Genomic DNA, 19,881 nt, shown 5'->3' with positions numbered 1-19,881 from the left:
ACTGTATATAAAAGTAGTTGATGGCAGCAAATTTTAAGTTTTGTAACGGTTCAATGCAGATCTTTACAGAGTTTTTCGGCTGATATGGGCTAAATCCAAGATTTTATAGGGGTTTTAGGAATTCTTAATTATTGTTACCGACTCCCCCATGTGACTCGGAAAGATGATATACAATTTACAGACAGCAGCAGCTGACGGCAGAATCAAAAACTGTTGTAGACAGCAGCATACAGTTGTCGTTATAATATGCCTTTAAATGCCCAAGGCAAAACTAAGGGTTTGTTGTTGCCCCCAACAAAGGTTAAGAACACTCTAAACTTTTGTGAAGGATGATGAAGGGGCTTAAAAATCCCGTTTCAGAATCTGCAACAATATTTTGTTATTTGTGATACGGAGAGGAGAGTCTAAATGACCATCAGTCCTCCAGAGCGGGAGGTAAAAGCCAAGGTCACGGTAGACAAAGACCCAACTCCTACCTCTTTTGAAAGGTGGGGAAAACCCGGTCATTTTCGCCGCGATCTTGCCAAAGGTCCAAGTACAACAACCTGGATTTGGAACCTGCACGCCGACGCTCACGACTTCGATAGTCATACCAGCGATTTAGAAGATATTTCGCGCAAAATCTTTAGCGCTCACTTCGGCCATCTGGCAGTAATCTTCATTTGGCTGAGTGGTGCATATTTCCACGGCGCGAAGTTTTCCAACTACGAGGCTTGGTTAACAAACCCAACAGGGATTAAACCGAGCGCACAAGTTGTATGGCCCATCTTTGGCCAAGAAATTTTGAATGCCGATGTAGGTGGTGGCTTCCAGGGCATCCAGATCACTTCTGGGTTGTTCCAATTATGGCGAGCTTCCGGTATCACCAACGAGTTCCAACTCTACTGCACAGCGATCGGTGCATTGGTGATGGCGGGTCTAATGCTGTTCGCTGGTTGGTTCCACTACCATAAACGTGCTCCCAAACTGGAATGGTTCCAGAATGTGGAGTCGATGATGAACCATCACCTAGCTGGACTATTGGGCTTAGGCTGCTTGGGTTGGACTGGACACCAAATTCATGTGTCTTTGCCAATTAACAAGCTGCTAGATGCCGGGGTGGCTCCTAAAGACATCCCCTTGCCCCATGAGTTCATTCTGAACTCCAGCTTGATGGCGGAACTGTATCCCAGCTTTAAGCAAGGACTAACCCCATTCTTCACTTTAAATTGGGGAGTTTACGCAGACTTCCTAACCTTTAAGGGTGGTTTAAATCCTCAGACTGGCGGTTTGTGGCTGTCCGATACAGCTCACCACCACCTAGCTCTAGCAGTTCTATTCATCATTGCCGGTCATATGTACCGGACGAACTGGGGTATTGGCCATAGCATGAAGGAATTATTAGAAGCTCACAAAGGCCCCTTCACTGGAGAAGGTCACAAAGGGCTCTATGAAATTCTGACAACTTCTTGGCACGCTCAACTAGCTATTAACTTAGCGATGTTGGGTTCCTTGAGCATCATTGTGGCTCACCACATGTATGCCATGCCTCCCTATCCCTATATCGCAACAGACTACCCCACTCAACTGTCTCTGTTCACTCACCATATGTGGATTGGAGCATTCTGTATTGTGGGTGCTGGTGCTCACGCTGCCATCTTTATGGTGCGGGATTACGATCCGGCTAAGAATGTTAACAACTTGCTAGACCGGGTAATCCGTCATCGGGATGCCATCATCTCTCATCTAAACTGGGTTTGTATCTTCCTGGGCTTCCATAGCTTTGGGCTGTACGTCCATAACGACACCATGCGTGCCTTTGGTCGTCCCCAAGATATGTTCTCTGACACAGGAATTCAACTGCAACCTATCTTTGCTCAGTGGGTGCAAAACCTGCACACGCTAGCACCGGGCAATACAGCCCCCAATGCCCTCGCCAGCGTTAGTCCTGCCTTTGGCGGTGATGTAATTGCTGTGGGTGGCAAGGTCGCAATGATGCCGATCGCATTGGGTACGGCGGACTTCATGGTTCACCACATCCATGCGTTCACCATTCACGTGACCGTTTTAATTCTGCTCAAAGGTGTTCTGTACTCCCGCAGTTCTCGCCTAATTCCCGATAAAAGCGAGTTGGGATTCCGCTTCCCCTGCGACGGCCCTGGTCGTGGCGGCACCTGCCAAGTATCTGGTTGGGACCATGTATTCCTTGGCTTGTTCTGGATGTATAACTCCCTGTCAATTGTGATTTTCCACTTCAGTTGGAAGATGCAGTCTGACGTTTGGGGAACCGTCGCCTCTGACGGCACGATTAGTCACATTACCAATGGCAATTTTGCACAAAGTGCTATTACCATTAATGGATGGTTGCGTGATTTCTTGTGGGCGCAAGCCTCTCAAGTAATCAACTCCTATGGGTCAGCCCTTTCAGCCTACGGCTTGATGTTCTTGGCGGCTCACTTTGTATGGGCGTTCAGCCTGATGTTCCTGTTCAGTGGCCGTGGCTACTGGCAAGAACTAATCGAGTCCATTGTTTGGGCACACAACAAGCTCAAAGTGGCTCCGGCGATCCAACCTCGCGCTCTGAGCATCATTCAGGGTCGTGCGGTGGGAGTAGCTCACTACCTTCTGGGGGGAATTGTCACCACCTGGGCATTCTTCCTCGCCCGCATCATCTCCGTAGGATGAGGGTTCTTCGCTCGGGAATCGGGGTAACTACCTCGATTTCCCAGGGCGGACTTAATGAGAACACCATTTAGTTAGGACTTATGGCAACGAAATTCCCAAAATTTAGCCAGGATTTGGCTCAAGATCCGACCACTCGTCGGATTTGGTACGGGATTGCCACAGCCCATGATTTTGAGACTCATGATGGAATGACCGAGGAGAATCTTTACCAAAAGATTTTTGCCTCTCACTTTGGACACATCGCCATCATTTTTCTCTGGACTTCTGGCAGCCTGTTCCACGTCGCTTGGCAAGGCAATTTTGAACAGTGGATCAAAGATCCCTTAAATGTACGTCCCATCGCTCACGCCATTTGGGACCCCCAATTTGGGCAACCCGCTGTTGACGCATTTACCCAAGCTGGCGCTTCTAACCCGGTTGATATCGCATACTCTGGTGTTTACCACTGGTGGTACACCATCGGGATGCGGACCAATGGAGACCTCTACCAAGGTTCTATCTTCCTGCTTTTACTGGCTGCAGTGTTCCTGTTTGCTGGTTGGTTGCACCTGCAACCCAAGTACCGCCCCAGTCTGTCCTGGTTCAAAAACGCTGAATCTCGTTTGAACCACCACTTGGCAGGTCTGTTCGGTGTTAGTTCCTTGGCTTGGACTGGTCACTTGGTTCACGTCGCTATCCCCGAATCTCGCGGACAGCACGTGGGTTGGGATAACTTCTTGAGCACTCTGCCTCACCCGGCGGGTTTGGCTCCCTTCTTTACTGGTAACTGGGGAGTTTACGCTCAGAATCCTGACACCGTTCGTCATGTGTTCGGTACTTCTGAAGGTGCAGGGACTGCAATTCTGACTTTCTTAGGTGGATTTCATCCCCAAACCGAGTCCCTGTGGCTGACCGATATGGCTCACCACCATCTGGCGATCGCAGTGATTTTCATCATTGCGGGTCATATGTACCGGACTAACTTCGGAATCGGTCACAGCATCAAAGAAATGTGCGATGCCAAAGACTTCTTTGGTCGTCGTCTCGAAGGTCCTTTTAATATGCCTCACCAAGGCATTTATGAGACCTATAACAACTCTCTCCACTTCCAGTTAGGATGGCACTTGGCTTGTCTGGGTGTAATCACCTCCCTGGTTGCCCAGCATATGTACTCCATTCCTCCTTATGCTTTCATTGCTAAGGACTACACCACGATGGCTGCTCTTTACACGCACCATCAGTACATTGCTGGCTTCTTAATGGTCGGTGCTTTTGCTCACGGCGCTATCTTCCTGGTTCGTGACTATGATCCTGAGCAAAACAAAGGTAACGTTTTAGCTCGCGTTTTGGATCACAAAGAGGCAATCATCTCTCACCTGAGCTGGGTGTCTCTGTTCCTCGGATTCCACACCTTAGGCATTTATGTCCATAACGATGTTGTGGTCGCCTTCGGTACTCCTGAAAAGCAAATCCTGATTGAGCCTGTGTTCGCTCAGTTCATTCAGGCTGCTCATGGTAAAGCGGTTTATGCAATGGATGTGCTGCTTTCCAATCCTGAAAGCATTGCCACCACTGCTTGGCCTAACTACGGTAACGTTTGGTTGCCTGGCTGGCTGGATGCCATCAACTCCGGCACTAACTCTCTGTTCCTAACCATCGGCCCTGGCGATTTCTTGGTTCACCATGCGATCGCTCTCGGTCTGCACACCACCACCCTGATTCTGGTCAAAGGTGCGTTGGATGCTCGTGGTTCCAAGCTGATGCCCGACAAAAAAGACTTCGGCTATGCCTTCCCTTGTGATGGCCCCGGCCGTGGCGGTACTTGCGACATCTCCGCTTGGGATTCCTTCTACCTAGCTATGTTCTGGATGCTGAACACCCTGGGCTGGTTAACCTTCTACTGGCACTGGAAGCACCTGGGTATCTGGCAAGGTAACGTTGCTCAGTTCAACGAATCTTCTACCTACTTGATGGGATGGTTCCGCGATTATCTGTGGTTGAACTCTTCCCAGTTAATCAATGGTTACAACCCCTTCGGAACTAACAACCTCTCTGTTTGGGCCTGGATGTTCCTGTTCGGACACTTGGTTTGGGCAACTGGTTTCATGTTCCTGATTTCCTGGCGTGGTTACTGGCAAGAACTCATCGAGACCATTGTTTGGGCTCATGAGCGCACTCCTTTGGCGAACCTGGTTCGCTGGAAAGATAAGCCAGTGGCTCTGTCCATCGTTCAAGCTCGCGTTGTTGGTTTAGCTCACTTCACGGTTGGCTATATCCTCACCTACGCAGCCTTCCTAATTGCCTCAACTGCTGGTAAGTTCGGTTAAACTGAACCCTAATGTTAGGTAATTAGTTGCAAGTCCTCCACCATTGGTGGGGGGCTTTTTTTTGACTAATAATTAATTGATGGACTAATTAAAACCATGTTCGCTGAGAAATTCTGGGGTAATTTCTGGGGTGGCTGTGAGAGATTGCTGATGATAAATATTCAGGGAATCGGTGGAATTTATACTGAGAAATTTGGCGACATATTTACCCAAAATATCGGCTTCCAAGTTGACTAAACTACCAGTTTCCAAGGTGCAAAGATTAGTATTTTGGTAGGTGTGAGGGATAACAGCGACTGCAAACCAACGACTATGACGATCGCATTCGGAAATAGTCAGACTCACCCCATTAACCGCAATACTACCCTTAGCAACCAAATAGGGAGCAATCTGTTGATTCCACAGACCAGCATCACTGGGGGGAACAAAACGCATTTCCCAGGAATTCCCCACAGACACCGCCGCCTCGAGAGTGGCGATCGCATCAACATGACCGGTAACAAAATGTCCTCCCAACTTACTTCCCGCACGCAGGGAAGCCTCCAAATTCACATAACCATTTAAATTACTACCCAAAGTAGTCCGACCCAAAGTTTCCGGGGAAGCCTCCGCCACCAAGCCACGGGGCATAATTTCCACCACTGTTAGACAAACCCCATTAACCGCGACACTATCACCGATCGCCAAATCCCCCAAAATCAGATCAATTGCACCCACCTGACAATCGATCTGAAAACGCGATCGCCCCAAACTCTCAATCGTCCCCAAGGCCTGAATTAATCCGGTAAACATAACTTTTTTCCCGTATCAAGTGAACGTTAAACAAACAAAACCAATCACCGAGGTGGTAATTCCCATGACCACCAAAACCCCTAGCGATTACCTTCCCGGTAAGCTAGAATCCCCATTACACCTAGATTTTTAGGCTAACACCAGTTAATTATGCGGCATTGTTTGACCATATTCACATCCGGGCTGTCCACAATTTCGGAGCAATTGTCGTCAATTCGGGTAAAAATCAAGGCATACTGGAATTGCTGGATTCTTACTTGCGGGTCTAACCACTTGTTGTTTGTCTATCGTATTTTATCGAGGCTGAACCGATGATTGAAATGAAAGTCGCCGGAATTGCACTAGACGCTACCACACGCAGCCCTATTGTTTTACTCAGAGATGCGTCTGAGCGACGAGCCTTACCTATTTTTATCGGTCAGGATCAGGCTAAATCGATAATCGGCGCTTTGGAAAACCATCAACCCCCCCGACCCCTAACCCATGATTTATTTGTCAATCTCATGGAAACCTGGGATATGGTTTTAGAGCGGATTGTGATTCACTCCCTCCAAGACAATACATTTTATGCTGTCTTGATTGTACGTCAAGGGGAGAATCGTAAAGAAATTGATGCGCGTCCTTCTGATGCTATTTCCATTGCACTGCGTACCGATAGCCCCATCTGGGTCATGGAAGAAGTCATCGCTGATGCTTCTATCCCTGTTGATCGTGATGCTGACGAAGCCGAAAGACGCGCCTTTCGCGATTTTGTCGCTAACCTGAGTCCAGAAGAGTTGATTAGACGAGCCGATTTTCGCAAAGACGAAGCTCAATAACTAAAATCATGCGTTATCGACGCTTTGGTAAAACCAATTTACCCCTATCAGTATTTTCCCTGGGGACGATGCGCTATTTAGCATCCCCGGAAAATGCCCACCAAACCATAGAAAGGGCAGTTTCTATGGGAATTAACCATATAGAGACTGCCAAAGGTTATGGCAAAAGTGAGGAGTATCTGGGAGCGAGTTTGCTGGGTGGTCTACCTGTGGAGCGATCGCAGCTTTATATTACTACCAAGATCCCACCCATGTCTGATCCTGATGCTTTAGAAAAGGCGATCGATGATTCCCTAACTAGGCTGAATCTTGACTATCTCGATGGTTTGGCGATTCATGGTATTAATACCCCTGAACATCTCACGGAGGCGATCGCTGGTATTGTGGGTATTGACAGAGCCATTGCAGATGGACGGGTCAGACATCTGGGGTTCTCGACCCATGCTCCGGTTGAGGTGATTCTGGAAGCCATTAATAGCGATCGCTTTGAGTTTGTCAATCTCCATTATTACTATTTTTTCCAGCGCCATGCTCCCGCCATCACCCTAGCATCTCAAAAGGATATGGGGATTTTCATTATTTCCCCAGCCGATAAAGGGGGAAGACTCTACACCCCCCCAGCTAAGTTAACTCAGCTATGCGATCCATTTTCACCCCTGCACTTGAATTATCGATTCCTATTGAGCGATCGCCGCATTACTACCATCAGTTTAGGGGCCGCTAACCCTCAAGAATTGGATTTACCGCTGCAAGTAGCCGATTCTGTAGAATCCCTCACGGAGTCGGAACAAAGCACCTTCATGGCTCTGGAAACCGCCTTAGAGGAAACATTAGCAACCGATACCTGTAAACAGTGTTATCAATGTTTACCATGTCCTGAACTGATTAATATCCCGGAAGTCCTGAGATTGCGAAATTTGGCGATCGCCTACAATATGACGGAATTTGGTAAGTATCGCTATGGTATGTTTGAGAATGCCGGACATTGGTTTCCTGGACGTAGAGGCGATCGATGTACCGACTGCGGCGACTGTTTACCCCGCTGTCCTGAAAATTTAGATATTCCCCGTCTGTTGCGAGACACTCACCAACGACTGGGAGGATCTAAAGGGCGACGTTTGTGGGAATCTTAGGTAATATTGCAAACATCTGATTTTAGTCAAATTCATCTGGGAAGTGTGCGGGTTTTAGCGCCGGAGTGTCGGGGTCCGGTGGTGCGGATTCAACGTTATTGATTTTGGCTTGGTCTAAAAAGTCAATTAAAATATATTCTACTTCTTGGATAGTCTCATTATTTTTGAGTTCGGAACGTAACACATCTAAAAAACGGTTAACTAATCGCTGTTGCAATTCTTGCGCGATGGGATCTGGTTGTTTATTTTGTGAGGCATAATAGGATTTTAGTGGCTGCTGGGAGATAATGGCGGCGATGCGTTTGACCAGATTATCACTCACCTGTTCAGGAAGTTTCCGAATCACCGGAATTTTCTGTAAACGGCGATAAATTCCTGATTGTTTAACAGACTGACTGACCTGATAATGAAGATAGGCTTCTAAGTCCTGTTGAATTTCTGGTAAAACATGACAAGCAGTAACTTTTAATAATTGTTGGCTAATTACTTTGACTTGACTCGGACTCTCTGGCTTGGTGATACTCATCGATTTTTGTTGAGATTTAAAAATCATTTTTCGCAGTTTTCCGCTGCTGACAGTTGCTTTGAGTTGGCTAATGCTTTGGTTAACTACTACCTGGATTAATTCATTCCCAAAACTAGCAATAACTTTGAGTTTAATTTGAGCCCTCAGTGTAGCCATATTAGGTAATTTGGCTCTTTCTAAGTGAATGATAACTGGAATTATCCGAATTAGGCGAATAACCCCAATCAGTAAAAATAGGTCATACCAGATCATCCTAATACATGGCCATAACCCTAGTTGGGGATGGCGACGACGAATAAAGGAGAGTTCCACGAGAAAAATCAGCCAAAAAACGATTACCCAAGGGAAATCAACTAGCCAAAAACGGTCGATAAATTCGCCATTTATTCCCAGGTGGCGGAAATACATCTGACGCATTAAACTAGCTATTTGACTGTCAAAAAAATCTAGTTCTGTTTCCCATCCTTTTTGGCTGAGGTTATCAAGACTCCAGAAGGTTCTCAAGGCTTCTCTTGAGGACTGATCTACCCAAATAACTTCGGGTGCGAGGATACTTAACACCCTCATTGAATACAAAAATTTTAAGGTGGGTGTTAAGTGATTAGTCGTGGATGGATCGCCACTGTGGATATGTTCGACCATCCTATATTTGATATGAGTGATTAACCCTAAAGTGTTGTCAATTTGGGGGATATAACTGCGGTCTATCATCTCAGTGCTGAGTTGCTGAAGCTGCTGTAATAAGGGTTCAACTTGGGGGGATTCTAAACCCTCATATTCTAAGATGGCTTTCAGGTCTGCTACAATCATCAGATAGCTTTGGGAGGGTCGATAGGCTTCGACTCCCTTAATTATATCATAGCTTAATTGGGGTTCATATAGTGTAAATAGATGTCGTAAATTGATATTAAAAAATCTCAGGGAATTTTCCCAACCATTATCAGTGAAATATGCTCGACTCCAAAAGGTATTGATGGCTGTTTCTAGGTCATCGGTGTTGAGATGTTCCCGGAGTCGGTTATTAATAACTGCTAAAGTTCCGTGGGAGTCTTGAACCCGAAATGGTGGTTGTTTTATGAGAATTTCGATGCTAGATTGTCTAATTTCGGATAAGATAGGGTCAACTTGGGGAGAGTTTAAGCCTTCCTGTTCTAGGATGATCTGGAGATTATCTACTAGTTGTAAATATTTCCTTTGGGGAGTGTTAGATATTTGTTGGCGATAATCATCGATGCGTATATATAAATGGCGGTTTTTGAGGTAGATAAAGTCAAAAACTACTAAGCTGAGGTTGGCGAGAATTAAGATAGCGATCGCCCTATCAATGAATAGCCGAAAATGCGATCGCCAAACCTTTCTGTCGAGAGCAGATTTTGGTCGGAACCCAGATAATGATAGAAAAGAAATCAGTTGGCGACCAAACAACCCCCATCTCCTTGTTTGTTATTGATGACTATGCCCAAACTATGCTATCAGTAAATTATAGCGAAAAACGCACGGGGTTAAACCATCAAGGAAGTGGCACAAAATCATAACCCAATCCCGATCGCCTTCCGGGTTCAACCTTAACCAATTCTGCGGCTTGGTTGCGATCGCCAGAAGGTAAAAAACGGATATTTCCGCTACCCCCCTTAGGGGAAAAACCGGGTTCTGATAGTGTCCTTTGGACTCCCTGGCGGCTAGAATCTCCAGAAATACCAGCAATCAAGGCTTTAGTGGCATCATAGGCCATAGTAGTCCGCCAGTTAATATCACCACCCCATAACTGAGTCGCCGCGTCTGGAAACGCGGAATTAGTGTGGCTAAGAATATGCCAGGGAATAGCGACGACCATACCTTCACTATCGCCTCCGACCTGTAAAACTTCAGGTCTGTAGAGACTATCTCCCCCCAACACAGGTAAGTTTCTAGCATTAACACGCACCACCTGTAAAGCCTGACTAACAGTTTCGGTATTAGCCAATAATACGATCGCCTCTGCACCCTGTCGCGTAGCTGATTCTACCGCATCAAAGCTATTAAAATTCCCCTCAGCCAGATTAATCTCTGCGACGACTGCGCCGCCATCTCCATATAAAGCGGTAGTAAACTCATCTTTGAGGGAACGACTATAACTACTATCCTGGTTATAAAAAATAGCCGCCTGGTTCAGATTCAGGGTATCTACCATATATTTAGCCAGGGTATTAGCGGTAAAGCGATCGCTGGGAACAGTCCGAAAAATGAAATCCCCCGCCCTAGATAACTGCATCGAGGTACTGGTGGGAGAAATCGCCACCAATTGACCCCTTTCATAAACGGGGGATGCAGCCAAAGTCACATCACTAGCAAAATGCCCCACGACTCCCAAAACCTGGTCATCAGCGACTAGAGACTGAGCCACTTGTTCAGCGACACTAGGGTTATTAGCATCATCAGCAATCAGCACCCCCAGGGGAACGCCGTTAATACCCCCGGCTTGGTTAACTTCATTTTGAGCCTGGGCTACTCCCCGCAGGATTTCCTGGGCTGCATTTTCTGCGGTAGTGATAGGAACAGAAACGGCTATTGTATGGGACTGTCCAGCACCAATGCGGGCATTATTGAGATAAATTAGGGCTTCTGGATCATTGCGATTTTGCTGTAGGGAGGCTTCCAACTGGGAAACAGCCCTAGAATAATCTCCGGCAGCGATCGCCTCAATTCCCTCTTGTTTAGCGGGGGAAGTTGTGCTGGCAACCAATAACTGTTGCCCACCACTAATCGCCCTAGGTCGGGAGTCATTCCTAGCTGTTGGGGAAGTGGGAGATGTTGTCATACCTGCCTCTGTTTGTGATTGCCACTGGGTAAAGGCAAAATACCCCACGGCTAATAATCCTCCCGTAAGCAGCAAGGCTACAATCAGAATGGCTGTTTCGTTCTTTTGAGACATGATCAAATCTGCTCTATAAAACTTAAACAAAACCGGACATAGCCGGATCTTGATGTTTATTTCTTGCTTCGTCCGGGACTGTCGGCAGCACCCCGTCCACAAGTGTAATCGTCTGAACCAGGCGATTTTTCTAAATTTATACTGGCGTTCAAATCTCTATCAATCTTCAGGCCACAGTTTGGACATTCAAAAGTCCGACGGACTAGGGGCATTTTTTGACGATAACCGCAATTAGAACACAGTTGACTGGATGGATAAAATCTATCGGCAATAATCAACTTTGAACCATAACGTTCTGCCTTGTAACCTAGTTGACGACGGAACTCATAAAATGAAGCATCAGCGATAGAACCCGCCAAACCATGATTTTTCAGCATACCTGACACATTCAAATCTTCAATGACGACTTGGCTGTGGTTCTTAGCCAAGAAAGTAGTTATTTTATGAATGGTGTCCCGCCGAATGTTTGCTACTCTTTGATGTAGCTTTTGAACTTTTAAGAGACATTTGGCCCAATTTTTCGAGCCTTTGACTTTGCGACTTAAATGACGTTGTAATTGAGCTAGTTTTTTGGTCGTTGCTTTATAAGCCTTGGGATTAGAGAATTGGGTCCCATCGGAGCAAGTCGCCAAATTGTTAATTCCTAGGTCTACCCCGATTCTCTCTCGGAATTTCGGTGTGATTTCTGGTGTGATTTCTACGAAAAAGCTCATATACCAGTCACCTGCTTGGCGCGTTATAGTGACTTTCTTAACCCAACTTTCGGGTAGAGCCTCAAATGTAGAAACCCAGCCCACAAAAGGCAGCTTATGGCGAGTTCCTGACAACTTGAATGGCTTTCCGGAATTGTCAAGGGTAAAGCTATCATGGTGGCCTTTCTTCTTAAATTTAGGATAACTGCTTATTCCCTTGAAGAAGCGCTTAAAGGCATCCCCTAGATTAATGAAGGCATATTGATAAACTTTAGAAGACAATTCGGACATCCAAGGATATTGAGGTTTCACATAATGAGTAAAAACCTTTTTAATGGAGTTGATATTAGGCTTGAGTCCCTCTTCATAAGCTGACCTCCATAAGTGTAATCCCCAATTAAACACGAACCGAGCATAACCCGCGTGTTTGGCCATCAAGGTGGCTTGACGGTCATTGAGTTTTAGTTTTGTCCGGAAAGCTTTGTAAGGTTATGGTCGAAAGGGAAGTCACCTTCCCCAACTCCACTTCAAAACCGTACTTGAGACTTTCACCTCATACGGCTCCTAATGTAGATACCCTTTTTGTCACTAGGAACAGGGTTACGAACCCCCGCTTTATGATTCCAACTTTGGGAGCTTGGCATACAACTCGTAGTCTTTAAACTCGCTCTCGTCATATTACTCCTACTTGTCGCAGTCTCCATATCTACACCGTGACTAGTGGGCATATCCTAATCATTACAATTAGGCATTGGCTTTCAGTCACATCCTTTCCCCTCAATGGTATACGCTTACACTTTTCACTACTCCTTGTGAGTAATATTGCTCACTTTTTTGATAAGGAGAACCAATGAGGAGTTTAAACGTTCCGTTTATATGGGCATTCCATCTTTAGACTTGTCCTCTCCACCGGGGTACTTAAAAAGGTCTGTGTAGGTGTTTTATGCAAAACCCTACTTTTCCCCTTGCTCTTTTGAGCGCAGCGTGGCAACCTATTACGCTGCTAAATCATTACGATGGTTCAAGCCGGACATTCGGTTTCCCTAATCATGGATGGTTGGCAGTGGTCGCATTTGGTAGTAGGTTCTACTTCACGCCTTCCGTTCCCCGCTTCAATCCCAGAATCGTGTATCCTGAAATTGGGGGTGGCTATCGCCTTTACTCTCTACTCCCTGATTTCTCAGTTTGTTTATGACCTTGAGTCCCCTGCCTTGCTCAGATTTCTCCAAGCGTCGGGACATATAAACAGTTATGGGATGGTCAGGATACGAGTCCCTTATATTCCACCAAGGGGTGGAAGTCCCACTAGGAGGCTATTTCGGGCATTGCATCCCTATTTCACTCCTAAACGTCTCGCACGCATGATTGGATTTTACCATGAAGAATCCGACTTGATGAGTATGTCGTCAGGGAAATTTGGCATGGTCTGGGGTTTGACCGTATACTCATTATTGAGTTGCGAATCTTTGGGGGTATTGTACCTTATTGTCATAAGATGTCAAGCAAATCTTGGATTAAATTCTGGCTCCAATCCCGTTTTTGTTGTAGTTCAACTCAAGAAATGAGCCGTTTGAGAATCCCGTAAATTAGACGAAATAGGGCAGTTACGGCGACGGCTGATAGTGCTGTCAATATTGGTAAAATGATGACCTGGGTAACTTCAAGATTACCGGGTCCAGTGCCAACCCAAAAAATGATCGCAAAAGATATCCCAGCAATAATCAGCAGATCCCATTTTTCTACCCAACGGCGCACTTGAGCTAATAGTAACCCCGCTAACAGGAAGCCAGCAATCCCCAAAATCAAAGGTATTGTATCTAACAACGACCACAACACCATCACCAGTAATCCCCCCTCAAAGCCGGTAAATGCTGCTGAGGCTAGAATTTCCAGGATGGAAAAAGGCCGCCTGACGGTGGGGGTTGGCGGTTGAATTTGAGTAGCTACTGGTGCGGACACTGGGGCGCTTTGAGGAGTTACAGAAGGCGCAGGAACTACGGGAGGAGGTGGCGGTGGCGGTGGCGGCGATATCATGGCATTGAGGGCTGTTAATACCTCGGTAGCGGCTCCAAAGCGATCGCTAGGGGTAGGTTGTAACATCCGGTCAAGAATCTTAGCCAGGGAATCAGAAATTGTCACCTGATCTTTCCAAATCCAAGCATTGCTGTAGCTATCAAACAAATCTTCAGGGTCTTTGGCTGTTAATAACATAATTGCTGTGACCGCCAAAGCATATAAATCGGTAGATGGATAGACACTGCGACCTCGCATTTGTTCTGGGGGAGCAAATCCGGCAGAATAGATTCCGGTGGATTTATTTCCTGGTGCTTGGGTGACTTCCTTAACCGCGCCAAAATCGAGCAAATGGAGAGTGCCAGAGCGATCGCGCATAATATTAGAGGGCTTAATATCGCGGTGGATGACATCTTCCCCGTGGACAAATTCCAGGATATTCAGAATTTCCCGCATTACTTCCAGCACTTCCGTTTCCGAAAACGGACCCCGGCTTGATAGTTCCTGTTCCAGGTTCTGACCGTCGATATATTCTTGAACTAGATAGAAAAATTGCTGAGGGGTGCGAGTTTGCCAACCTGTTGCTTCCAGGGGAAAATAGGCTAACAAATTGGGGATTTGAGGATGTTGGTGTCCGAGGCGATCGAGAACCTGGGCTTCCCGTTCAAATAATCCTTGGGCGATCGCTAATTGTTGGGGGTCCAAGTCTCCGGCGGGGAGAAACTGCTTAACAACACAGGTGCGTAAACTTGGCGATCGGCGATCGCGCGCCAAAAACGCCGCCCCAAACCCCCCCTGACCCAATAGACGTTCCGTGAGGTAGCGCCCATCTAAAATCAGGGGCATACCGCAGGTAGTACAATACTTCTGTTGTACCGTTTTGAGGTTGGCATGATCATCAAGGTCAGGATATAAGTTGTCTGGCCTGGGACAACCGGGGCGAGTACAGTAGATTTTCATCAGAAGTTAGGTTGGGCTTATCGCCTGAATTGATTTTCACTGAAAAAGTGCGGCTACCCTAGGATTTTGGCAAAAATCCACCGTGGGGTCAATTCATCTGCTGCTCAGAATTACAAAAAAGGGGTAAAATCTCACGACTGAAGGCTTCGGCAGCTTTGGATTGATAGCGATTAGGATTAACAATTACTGATAACATCCGTTTAACCGTTACTGAATCAATGGTAGCCCGATGCAGCATCCCCATTTGGATCTCTTTTTCAATAGCCGAGGTAGAAACAAAAGCGGCTCCCAGTCCGGCTTGTACAGTATTTTTAATAGCCTCAATGGAGTTAAGTTCCATTTCTATCCGTAAGCGACGTGGATCAATATCATAGCGACTGAGGACTTGATCAATCACCTTGCGAATAGTCGATTGAGCATCTAGGGCGATAAACTTTAGGTTATACAGGTCTTCCTTTTGAATAAAGTCTTTTTCAGCCAAGGGGTGAAATACAGGTAAAACCAGGGCTAGTTCATCCTCAATATAAGGCTGAACCTTGAGACAGTCCTGCAATTCCGGCGGGATCTCCCCCCCAATGATGGCTAAGTCAATTTGTCCGTTAGCAACACTCCAAGCGGTGCGACGGGTAGAGTGGACATGAAGTTGCACGGCCACATCTGGGTATTTTTGCCGAAACATCCCAATCATCCCCGGTAGGAGATAGGTTCCGGTAGTCTGGGAAGCACCGACAATTAGGGTTCCCCCTTGTAGGTTTTGTAAGTCTTCGATCGCACGACAGGTTTCTTGACATAGGGAAAGTATCTTTTCCCCATAACTAATCAGTAAATGTCCCGCTTCGGTAAGTTTAGCCCGGCGACCAGCGCGATCGAACAGGGGAACATTTAATTGTCGCTCTAAATTCTGTACTTGTAGGCTGATCGCAGGTTGGGAGACATAGAGACTATCGGCGGCTCTTTTAAAACTCCCTTCAGAGGCGATCGCCTTGAGAATTCGTAATTGATCCAGGGTAAACGGAACGTCTGACATCAGTAAATAAAAGTGCTATTCGATGTGCTAGTGTGTTGGAAGTCGAACCCCCACTACAGACTACAAGGGCATCTGTTCTGAGGTCGCTTCGTTAACCTCCACAACAGAAATCTCTAAGTTTTCCGGTGGGAGTTGTGTACTAGAGAAATTGGGTAAAATCTCCTGCATGAATGCAGATGCTGCTTTTGATCTATAGCGATTAGGGTTATAAATCACTGATAACATCCGTTTGATAGTGACTCGATCAATTTTAGGAATTTGCAATACTTCCATTTGTAACTCTTTCTCAATGGCTGATGTGGAAACAAAGGCCACCCCCAAACCCGACTGCACCGCATTTTTGATCGCTTCAATAGAACTTAGTTCCATTTCGATTTTGAGGCGACTGGTATCAATCCCAGACCGACTCAATACCTGGTCAATCACTTTGCGGATAGTCGATTGAGCATCAAGGCTGATAAACTTCAACTCGTATAAATCATCATGTTCGATAATCTCCTGTGTGGCGAGGGGATGGGAAACCGACATAATTAGAGCTAGTTCATCTTCTGCGAAAGGAATTACCTCTAATGACTGCGCCAATTCCGGGGAGATCTCCCCCCCGACGATCGCCAAATCAATTTGTCCATTAACCACACTCCAAGCCGTGCGACGGGTAGAGTGAACATGAAGTTGTACCGCTACTTCGGGATATTTGGAGCGAAACATCCCAATCATCCGAGGTAGCAAATAGGTTCCCGTAGTTTGGGAAGCACCGACAATTAGGGTTCCTCCTTGCAGGTTTTGTAAGTCTTCTAGCGCACGACAGGTTTCCTGACACAGGGAAAGCACTTTTTCCCCATAACTCAATAATAGATGACCCGCTTCTGTCAGTTGGGCGCGACGACCTCCCCGATCAAATAAGGGTACATTTAATTGGCGTTCCAGGTTCTGCACTTGCAAGCTGACCGCAGGTTGGGATACATATAGGCGATCGGCGGCTCGCTTGAAACTTCCCTCGGAAGCGATCGCTTGCAAAATGCGTAACTGATCTAAAGTGAATGGAAGATCGGACATGGTGTTAACCTCATCGGCAGACAAAAGATCCGAGAATAGGTAGCTGAGGATCGTCTTCTTTGAGCATACTGCGAGATGATCTGTATTGGAGTTAACTTTATTATCTGTTGAAGAGGTCAAAATGTCTGATCAATGGCTCAGTCTTAGCCATTTTGTTATGGTGGGGCTACTTCTATGCTTTGCGATCGCCCATAGTGGTCTAGCCGCCCTCCGCCCTGTTGTCGAACAGGTCATCGGTCCCCGGTTGTATCGCATTTTTTTCGCCCTGGTCAGTTTATCCCTGGCTGTGGTCTTGATTATCTATTTCTTTAATCACCGCTATGATGGCCTACAACTCTGGCAAGTTCAGGGTGTACCCGCCGTTAAACCTATCGTTTGGGTCCTCTCGGCTATCTCCTTTCTGTTTTTATACCCCTCTACTTTCAATCTACTGGAAATTGCTGCGATCGCTAAACCAGAAGTCCATCTTCATCAAACTGGCATTATCCGTATTACCCGACATCCCCAAATGGTCGGACAAGTTATCTGGTGTATTGCCCATACTCTCTGGATTGGTACCACCTTTACCCTCCTCACCTCCATTGGTTTGGTTTTGCATCACCTTTTTGGAGTCTGGCACGGCGATCGGCGTTTACAAGCCCGTTTTGGCGAATCCTTTGAAACCCTCAAATCCCAAACCTCCGTCATTCCCTTTTTGGCAATTATCCAGGGACGGCAAACCCTCCTTATACAGGAATTTCTCCGCCCCGCTTATCTGGGGGTTGGGGTTTTCATTATCCTACTTTGGAAAGCTCATCCGCTATTAATTCGTGTCACAGGTAACGTAGGCTGGTAGCATGATCCCAGAGATATAAAATGTTCGTTAATAAAATTTAGAGGCATCATGCTTTTATCGGTCAGTGAGCAGCAATTTTCTAAAGAGGTCTTGAGTGCTTCTACACCTATTCTCGTTCACTTCTGGGCTCCCTGGTGCGGCCTGTGTAAACTTATTGTCCCACAATTGGAACAGTTCCAGACCCAGTGGACAGGTCAGGTTCAGGTATTTGGTATTAATGCTGACCAGAATTTAAAGCTGGCCAGTACCTATCGACTTCAGAATCTACCTACCCTAATTCTCTTTCATCAAGGAGAACCACTCTACCGCATTGAACACTTACTCAGACGCGAAGACCTACTCAAGACCCTTAATGGTTTCATGCTTAACTATCAACATGACTGCTACACCCGTCCTTTGAAAACTCCTGAATATCTCCAGTTGGAAGCCTAATGGGGTTGTCAAAATCTACAATTTGTTGAAACAAATTTAACCGGGTTTCTTATACATGGCTATCGGAAATCCGGTTTTTTTCTTGAAGGTGAGATTCAATTGCGTTATGTTTACCCCTCTGTTCCCCAAAACTTTATCCGGTTTTAGCCTCTTATTTGTCCTGACTGCCTGCCACAATGTCAATAATTTATCATCTGATTTATCCCCTATATCCCCATCAATTGCACCCCACAACAACCCAGAAACCCCAGTTAAATGGGAACTAAAAACCGTTAATCAGCACGGCGGCTTTTTCTGCTCTAATGGTGAGATAGCTGCCGGACCTATCACCCAAAACATGATTAATAAATGTCTCCAATGGGGCGGCGGTTCCGCCTGTTTTAATAACAAATGGTCAGAAACATTATTTCGCCAAGCATACGGCAATAATATCTGTCCCGATGGTTCTCATCTTAACGCCATTACTGGTTATTGTATGGAAGCCAATGACTCATTGGGGCCGTTTCCTCAAGATTTAATTACTGCTTGTCAACAAGAAGGGGGCGGTAATTCCTGCTTATCTAATCGTTGGGATTCACATTTTTTATTAAGTTTAATTCGTCAAGCAGGCTTGATTAATCTCCCTAGTCGCCCTCCTCAATTTGTCTTGCTGGCTTTTGACGGTTCCCGTTCCCTGGAAGCATGGAAAAAATCTCGCCACTTTGCTAAAGATAAGGCTGCTCAAAATATCCCCCTCCGCTTTACTTATTTTATCAGTGCTGTCTATTTTGTCAATACTGGCGATCGCCAACTTTATCAACCACCTGGCGGTCACCGGGTCGGTCATTCGGCGATCGGTTGGGGAGGAACCCCACCAGACGTTAAACAACGCCTAGAACAGCTAAATTTAGCCTATCAAGAAGGTCATGAAATTGCCTCCCATGCAGTAGGTCATTTTAATGGTAGTCGCTGGACTGAGGCGGACTGGACGCGAGAATTTAACTATTTTGATAAGTTTATTTTTCAATCCCACCAAATTAATAACCTAGAAGGTAGTCTCGCCTTTGACAAAACCGCCATTCAAGGATTTCGCGCCCCCGAATTGGGTCAGGGTCCTGGTTTATATCAAACCCTACAAAAAAAAGGTTTTCGTTATGATACCAGTAAAGTCGCTCAATCTAACTACTGGCCACAAAAACAAAACGGCATCTGGAATTTCCCCCTCGCTAGTTTAACTACCGCTAAAACCCGTAAAAATGTCTTGTCAATGGACTATAATTTTTATTATGCTCATTCTCAAGCCAAGCCTAACCCTGCTAATGCTCAATTCTACGAAGAAGATACTTTCCAAACCTATCTAAACTATTTTCAAGCTAACTATACAGGAAATCGCGCCCCTATTCACATCGGTCATCATTTTTCCGCCTGGAATAATGGCGCTTATTGGAATGCTATGTTTCGCTTTGCTGAAGCAGTTTGTGGTCAGCCAGAAGTTAAATGTATCACCTATCGAGAATTGGCGGATTTTATGGATTTACTCACCCCAGAACAAATTGCTACCTATCAAAAAGGTGACTTTCCCAAATGGTCGGCTAAGGAGTCAGTTGACACGGCTTTAATAGCTAATGATTTATCGGGTTTGGGGGTTAATAATCCTCAATTTTCTGCGGATGATTTTTGCGGCACAGTAGCAGTATCTGACGCTAACCGAAGATAATGTAACGCCCTCTGGGGTGA

The 19,881-nt window shown here is 46.1% G+C and carries 14 protein-coding genes; 7 read left to right on the top strand and 7 right to left on the bottom strand.

Annotation, left to right across the window (positions count from 1 at the left end; translation table 11 throughout):
- The first annotated feature begins 408 nt into the window (after window positions 1-408).
- Both psaA and psaB read left to right on the top strand, forming a co-directional pair.
- Window positions 409-2,664, top strand: a complete 2,256-nt coding sequence (gene psaA / locus NLZ44_RS10790) for a photosystem I core protein PsaA (protein WP_006670108.1) — start codon at window positions 409-411, stop codon at window positions 2,662-2,664.
- Between the two features lie 80 nt (window positions 2,665-2,744).
- Window positions 2,745-4,970, top strand: coding sequence for a photosystem I core protein PsaB (gene psaB, locus NLZ44_RS10785; RefSeq protein WP_006670107.1), 2,226 nt, complete (start codon window positions 2,745-2,747; stop codon window positions 4,968-4,970).
- Between the two features lie 84 nt (window positions 4,971-5,054).
- Here the strand turns inward: psaB and ribE are convergent, their stop codons facing one another.
- The gene (gene ribE / locus NLZ44_RS10780) at window positions 5,055-5,762 is read right to left on the bottom strand and encodes a riboflavin synthase (protein ID WP_111891066.1); all 708 of its coding nucleotides are present in this window, start codon (window positions 5,760-5,762) and stop codon (window positions 5,055-5,057) included.
- A 311-nt stretch (window positions 5,763-6,073) separates the two neighbouring features.
- Here ribE and NLZ44_RS10775 point away from each other — a divergent pair, with 311 nt between their 5' ends.
- Together NLZ44_RS10775 and NLZ44_RS10770 are read left to right on the top strand one after the other, a co-directional pair.
- Window positions 6,074-6,580, top strand: coding sequence for a bifunctional nuclease family protein (locus NLZ44_RS10775; protein ID WP_006619830.1), 507 nt, complete (start codon window positions 6,074-6,076; stop codon window positions 6,578-6,580).
- An 8-nt stretch (window positions 6,581-6,588) separates the two neighbouring features.
- On the top strand, window positions 6,589-7,713 hold the full coding sequence (locus NLZ44_RS10770; RefSeq protein ID WP_493752747.1) for an aldo/keto reductase: 1,125 nt from the start codon (window positions 6,589-6,591) through the stop codon (window positions 7,711-7,713).
- A 22-nt stretch (window positions 7,714-7,735) separates the two neighbouring features.
- Here the strand turns inward: NLZ44_RS10770 and NLZ44_RS10765 are convergent, their stop codons facing one another.
- The 6 genes from NLZ44_RS10765 to NLZ44_RS10740 all read right to left on the bottom strand — a co-directional run bounded on the left by NLZ44_RS10765 (window position 7,736) and on the right by NLZ44_RS10740 (window position 16,898).
- Window positions 7,736-9,664: a hypothetical protein gene (locus NLZ44_RS10765; RefSeq protein WP_493752746.1), complete on the bottom strand. Its 1,929-nt coding sequence runs from the start codon at window positions 9,662-9,664 to the stop codon at window positions 7,736-7,738.
- An 85-nt stretch (window positions 9,665-9,749) separates the two neighbouring features.
- A complete protein-coding gene (locus NLZ44_RS10760) occupies window positions 9,750-11,150 on the bottom strand; it encodes an ABC transporter substrate-binding protein (RefSeq protein ID WP_493752745.1) in 1,401 nt (466 codons plus the stop codon).
- A 56-nt stretch (window positions 11,151-11,206) separates the two neighbouring features.
- Window positions 11,207-12,277 (bottom strand): RNA-guided endonuclease InsQ/TnpB family protein, encoded by a 1,071-nt coding sequence (locus NLZ44_RS10755; protein ID WP_493752744.1) that lies wholly within the window; start codon window positions 12,275-12,277, stop codon window positions 11,207-11,209.
- Window positions 12,278-13,396: 1,119 nt separating this feature from the next.
- Window positions 13,397-14,815 (bottom strand): protein kinase domain-containing protein, encoded by a 1,419-nt coding sequence (locus NLZ44_RS10750; RefSeq protein WP_493752743.1) that lies wholly within the window; start codon window positions 14,813-14,815, stop codon window positions 13,397-13,399.
- Between the two features lie 88 nt (window positions 14,816-14,903).
- Window positions 14,904-15,842 carry a LysR family transcriptional regulator gene (locus NLZ44_RS10745; protein ID WP_493752742.1) on the bottom strand — a complete coding sequence of 313 codons (939 nt, stop codon included), beginning with the start codon at window positions 15,840-15,842 and terminating at the stop codon, window positions 14,904-14,906.
- A 60-nt stretch (window positions 15,843-15,902) separates the two neighbouring features.
- Window positions 15,903-16,898 carry a LysR family transcriptional regulator gene (locus tag NLZ44_RS10740; RefSeq protein WP_008057411.1) on the bottom strand — a complete coding sequence of 332 codons (996 nt, stop codon included), beginning with the start codon at window positions 16,896-16,898 and terminating at the stop codon, window positions 15,903-15,905.
- 121 nt (window positions 16,899-17,019) lie between these two features.
- Between NLZ44_RS10740 and NLZ44_RS10735 the strand changes: the two genes are divergently transcribed.
- From NLZ44_RS10735 to NLZ44_RS10725, 3 genes are all read left to right on the top strand, one after another.
- Window positions 17,020-17,733: an NnrU family protein gene (locus NLZ44_RS10735; protein ID WP_048895370.1), complete on the top strand. Its 714-nt coding sequence runs from the start codon at window positions 17,020-17,022 to the stop codon at window positions 17,731-17,733.
- 48 nt (window positions 17,734-17,781) lie between these two features.
- Window positions 17,782-18,165, top strand: a complete 384-nt coding sequence (locus NLZ44_RS10730; RefSeq protein ID WP_008057407.1) for a thioredoxin family protein — start codon at window positions 17,782-17,784, stop codon at window positions 18,163-18,165.
- 106 nt (window positions 18,166-18,271) lie between these two features.
- Window positions 18,272-19,861 (top strand): polysaccharide deacetylase family protein, encoded by a 1,590-nt coding sequence (locus NLZ44_RS10725; protein ID WP_493752741.1) that lies wholly within the window; start codon window positions 18,272-18,274, stop codon window positions 19,859-19,861.
- Window positions 19,862-19,881 lie beyond the last annotated feature (20 nt).

It is taken from the genome of Arthrospira sp. PCC 9901 (assembly GCF_059013425.1).
The sequence above is the reverse complement of the archived record's forward strand: the minus strand, read 5'-3'. Positions and strand labels throughout refer to the sequence as shown.

What these genes read in the sequence shown, in the direction of transcription:
- psaA (WP_006670108.1), top strand. Translation starts at nt 409, where the DNA reads ATGACCATCAGTCCTCCAGAGCGGGAGGTAAAAGCCAAGGTCACGGTA.
- psaB (WP_006670107.1), top strand. Translation starts at nt 2,745, where the DNA reads ATGGCAACGAAATTCCCAAAATTTAGCCAGGATTTGGCTCAAGATCCG.
- ribE (WP_111891066.1), bottom strand. Translation starts at nt 5,762, where the DNA reads ATGTTTACCGGATTAATTCAGGCCTTGGGGACGATTGAGAGTTTGGGG.
- NLZ44_RS10775 (WP_006619830.1), top strand. Translation starts at nt 6,074, where the DNA reads ATGATTGAAATGAAAGTCGCCGGAATTGCACTAGACGCTACCACACGC.
- NLZ44_RS10770 (WP_493752747.1), top strand. Translation starts at nt 6,589, where the DNA reads ATGCGTTATCGACGCTTTGGTAAAACCAATTTACCCCTATCAGTATTT.
- NLZ44_RS10760 (WP_493752745.1), bottom strand. Translation starts at nt 11,150, where the DNA reads ATGTCTCAAAAGAACGAAACAGCCATTCTGATTGTAGCCTTGCTGCTT.
- NLZ44_RS10755 (WP_493752744.1), bottom strand. Translation starts at nt 12,277, where the DNA reads ATGGCCAAACACGCGGGTTATGCTCGGTTCGTGTTTAATTGGGGATTA.
- NLZ44_RS10750 (WP_493752743.1), bottom strand. Translation starts at nt 14,815, where the DNA reads ATGAAAATCTACTGTACTCGCCCCGGTTGTCCCAGGCCAGACAACTTA.
- NLZ44_RS10745 (WP_493752742.1), bottom strand. Translation starts at nt 15,842, where the DNA reads ATGTCAGACGTTCCGTTTACCCTGGATCAATTACGAATTCTCAAGGCG.
- NLZ44_RS10740 (WP_008057411.1), bottom strand. Translation starts at nt 16,898, where the DNA reads ATGTCCGATCTTCCATTCACTTTAGATCAGTTACGCATTTTGCAAGCG.
- NLZ44_RS10735 (WP_048895370.1), top strand. Translation starts at nt 17,020, where the DNA reads ATGTCTGATCAATGGCTCAGTCTTAGCCATTTTGTTATGGTGGGGCTA.
- NLZ44_RS10730 (WP_008057407.1), top strand. Translation starts at nt 17,782, where the DNA reads ATGCTTTTATCGGTCAGTGAGCAGCAATTTTCTAAAGAGGTCTTGAGT.
- NLZ44_RS10725 (WP_493752741.1), top strand. Translation starts at nt 18,272, where the DNA reads ATGTTTACCCCTCTGTTCCCCAAAACTTTATCCGGTTTTAGCCTCTTA.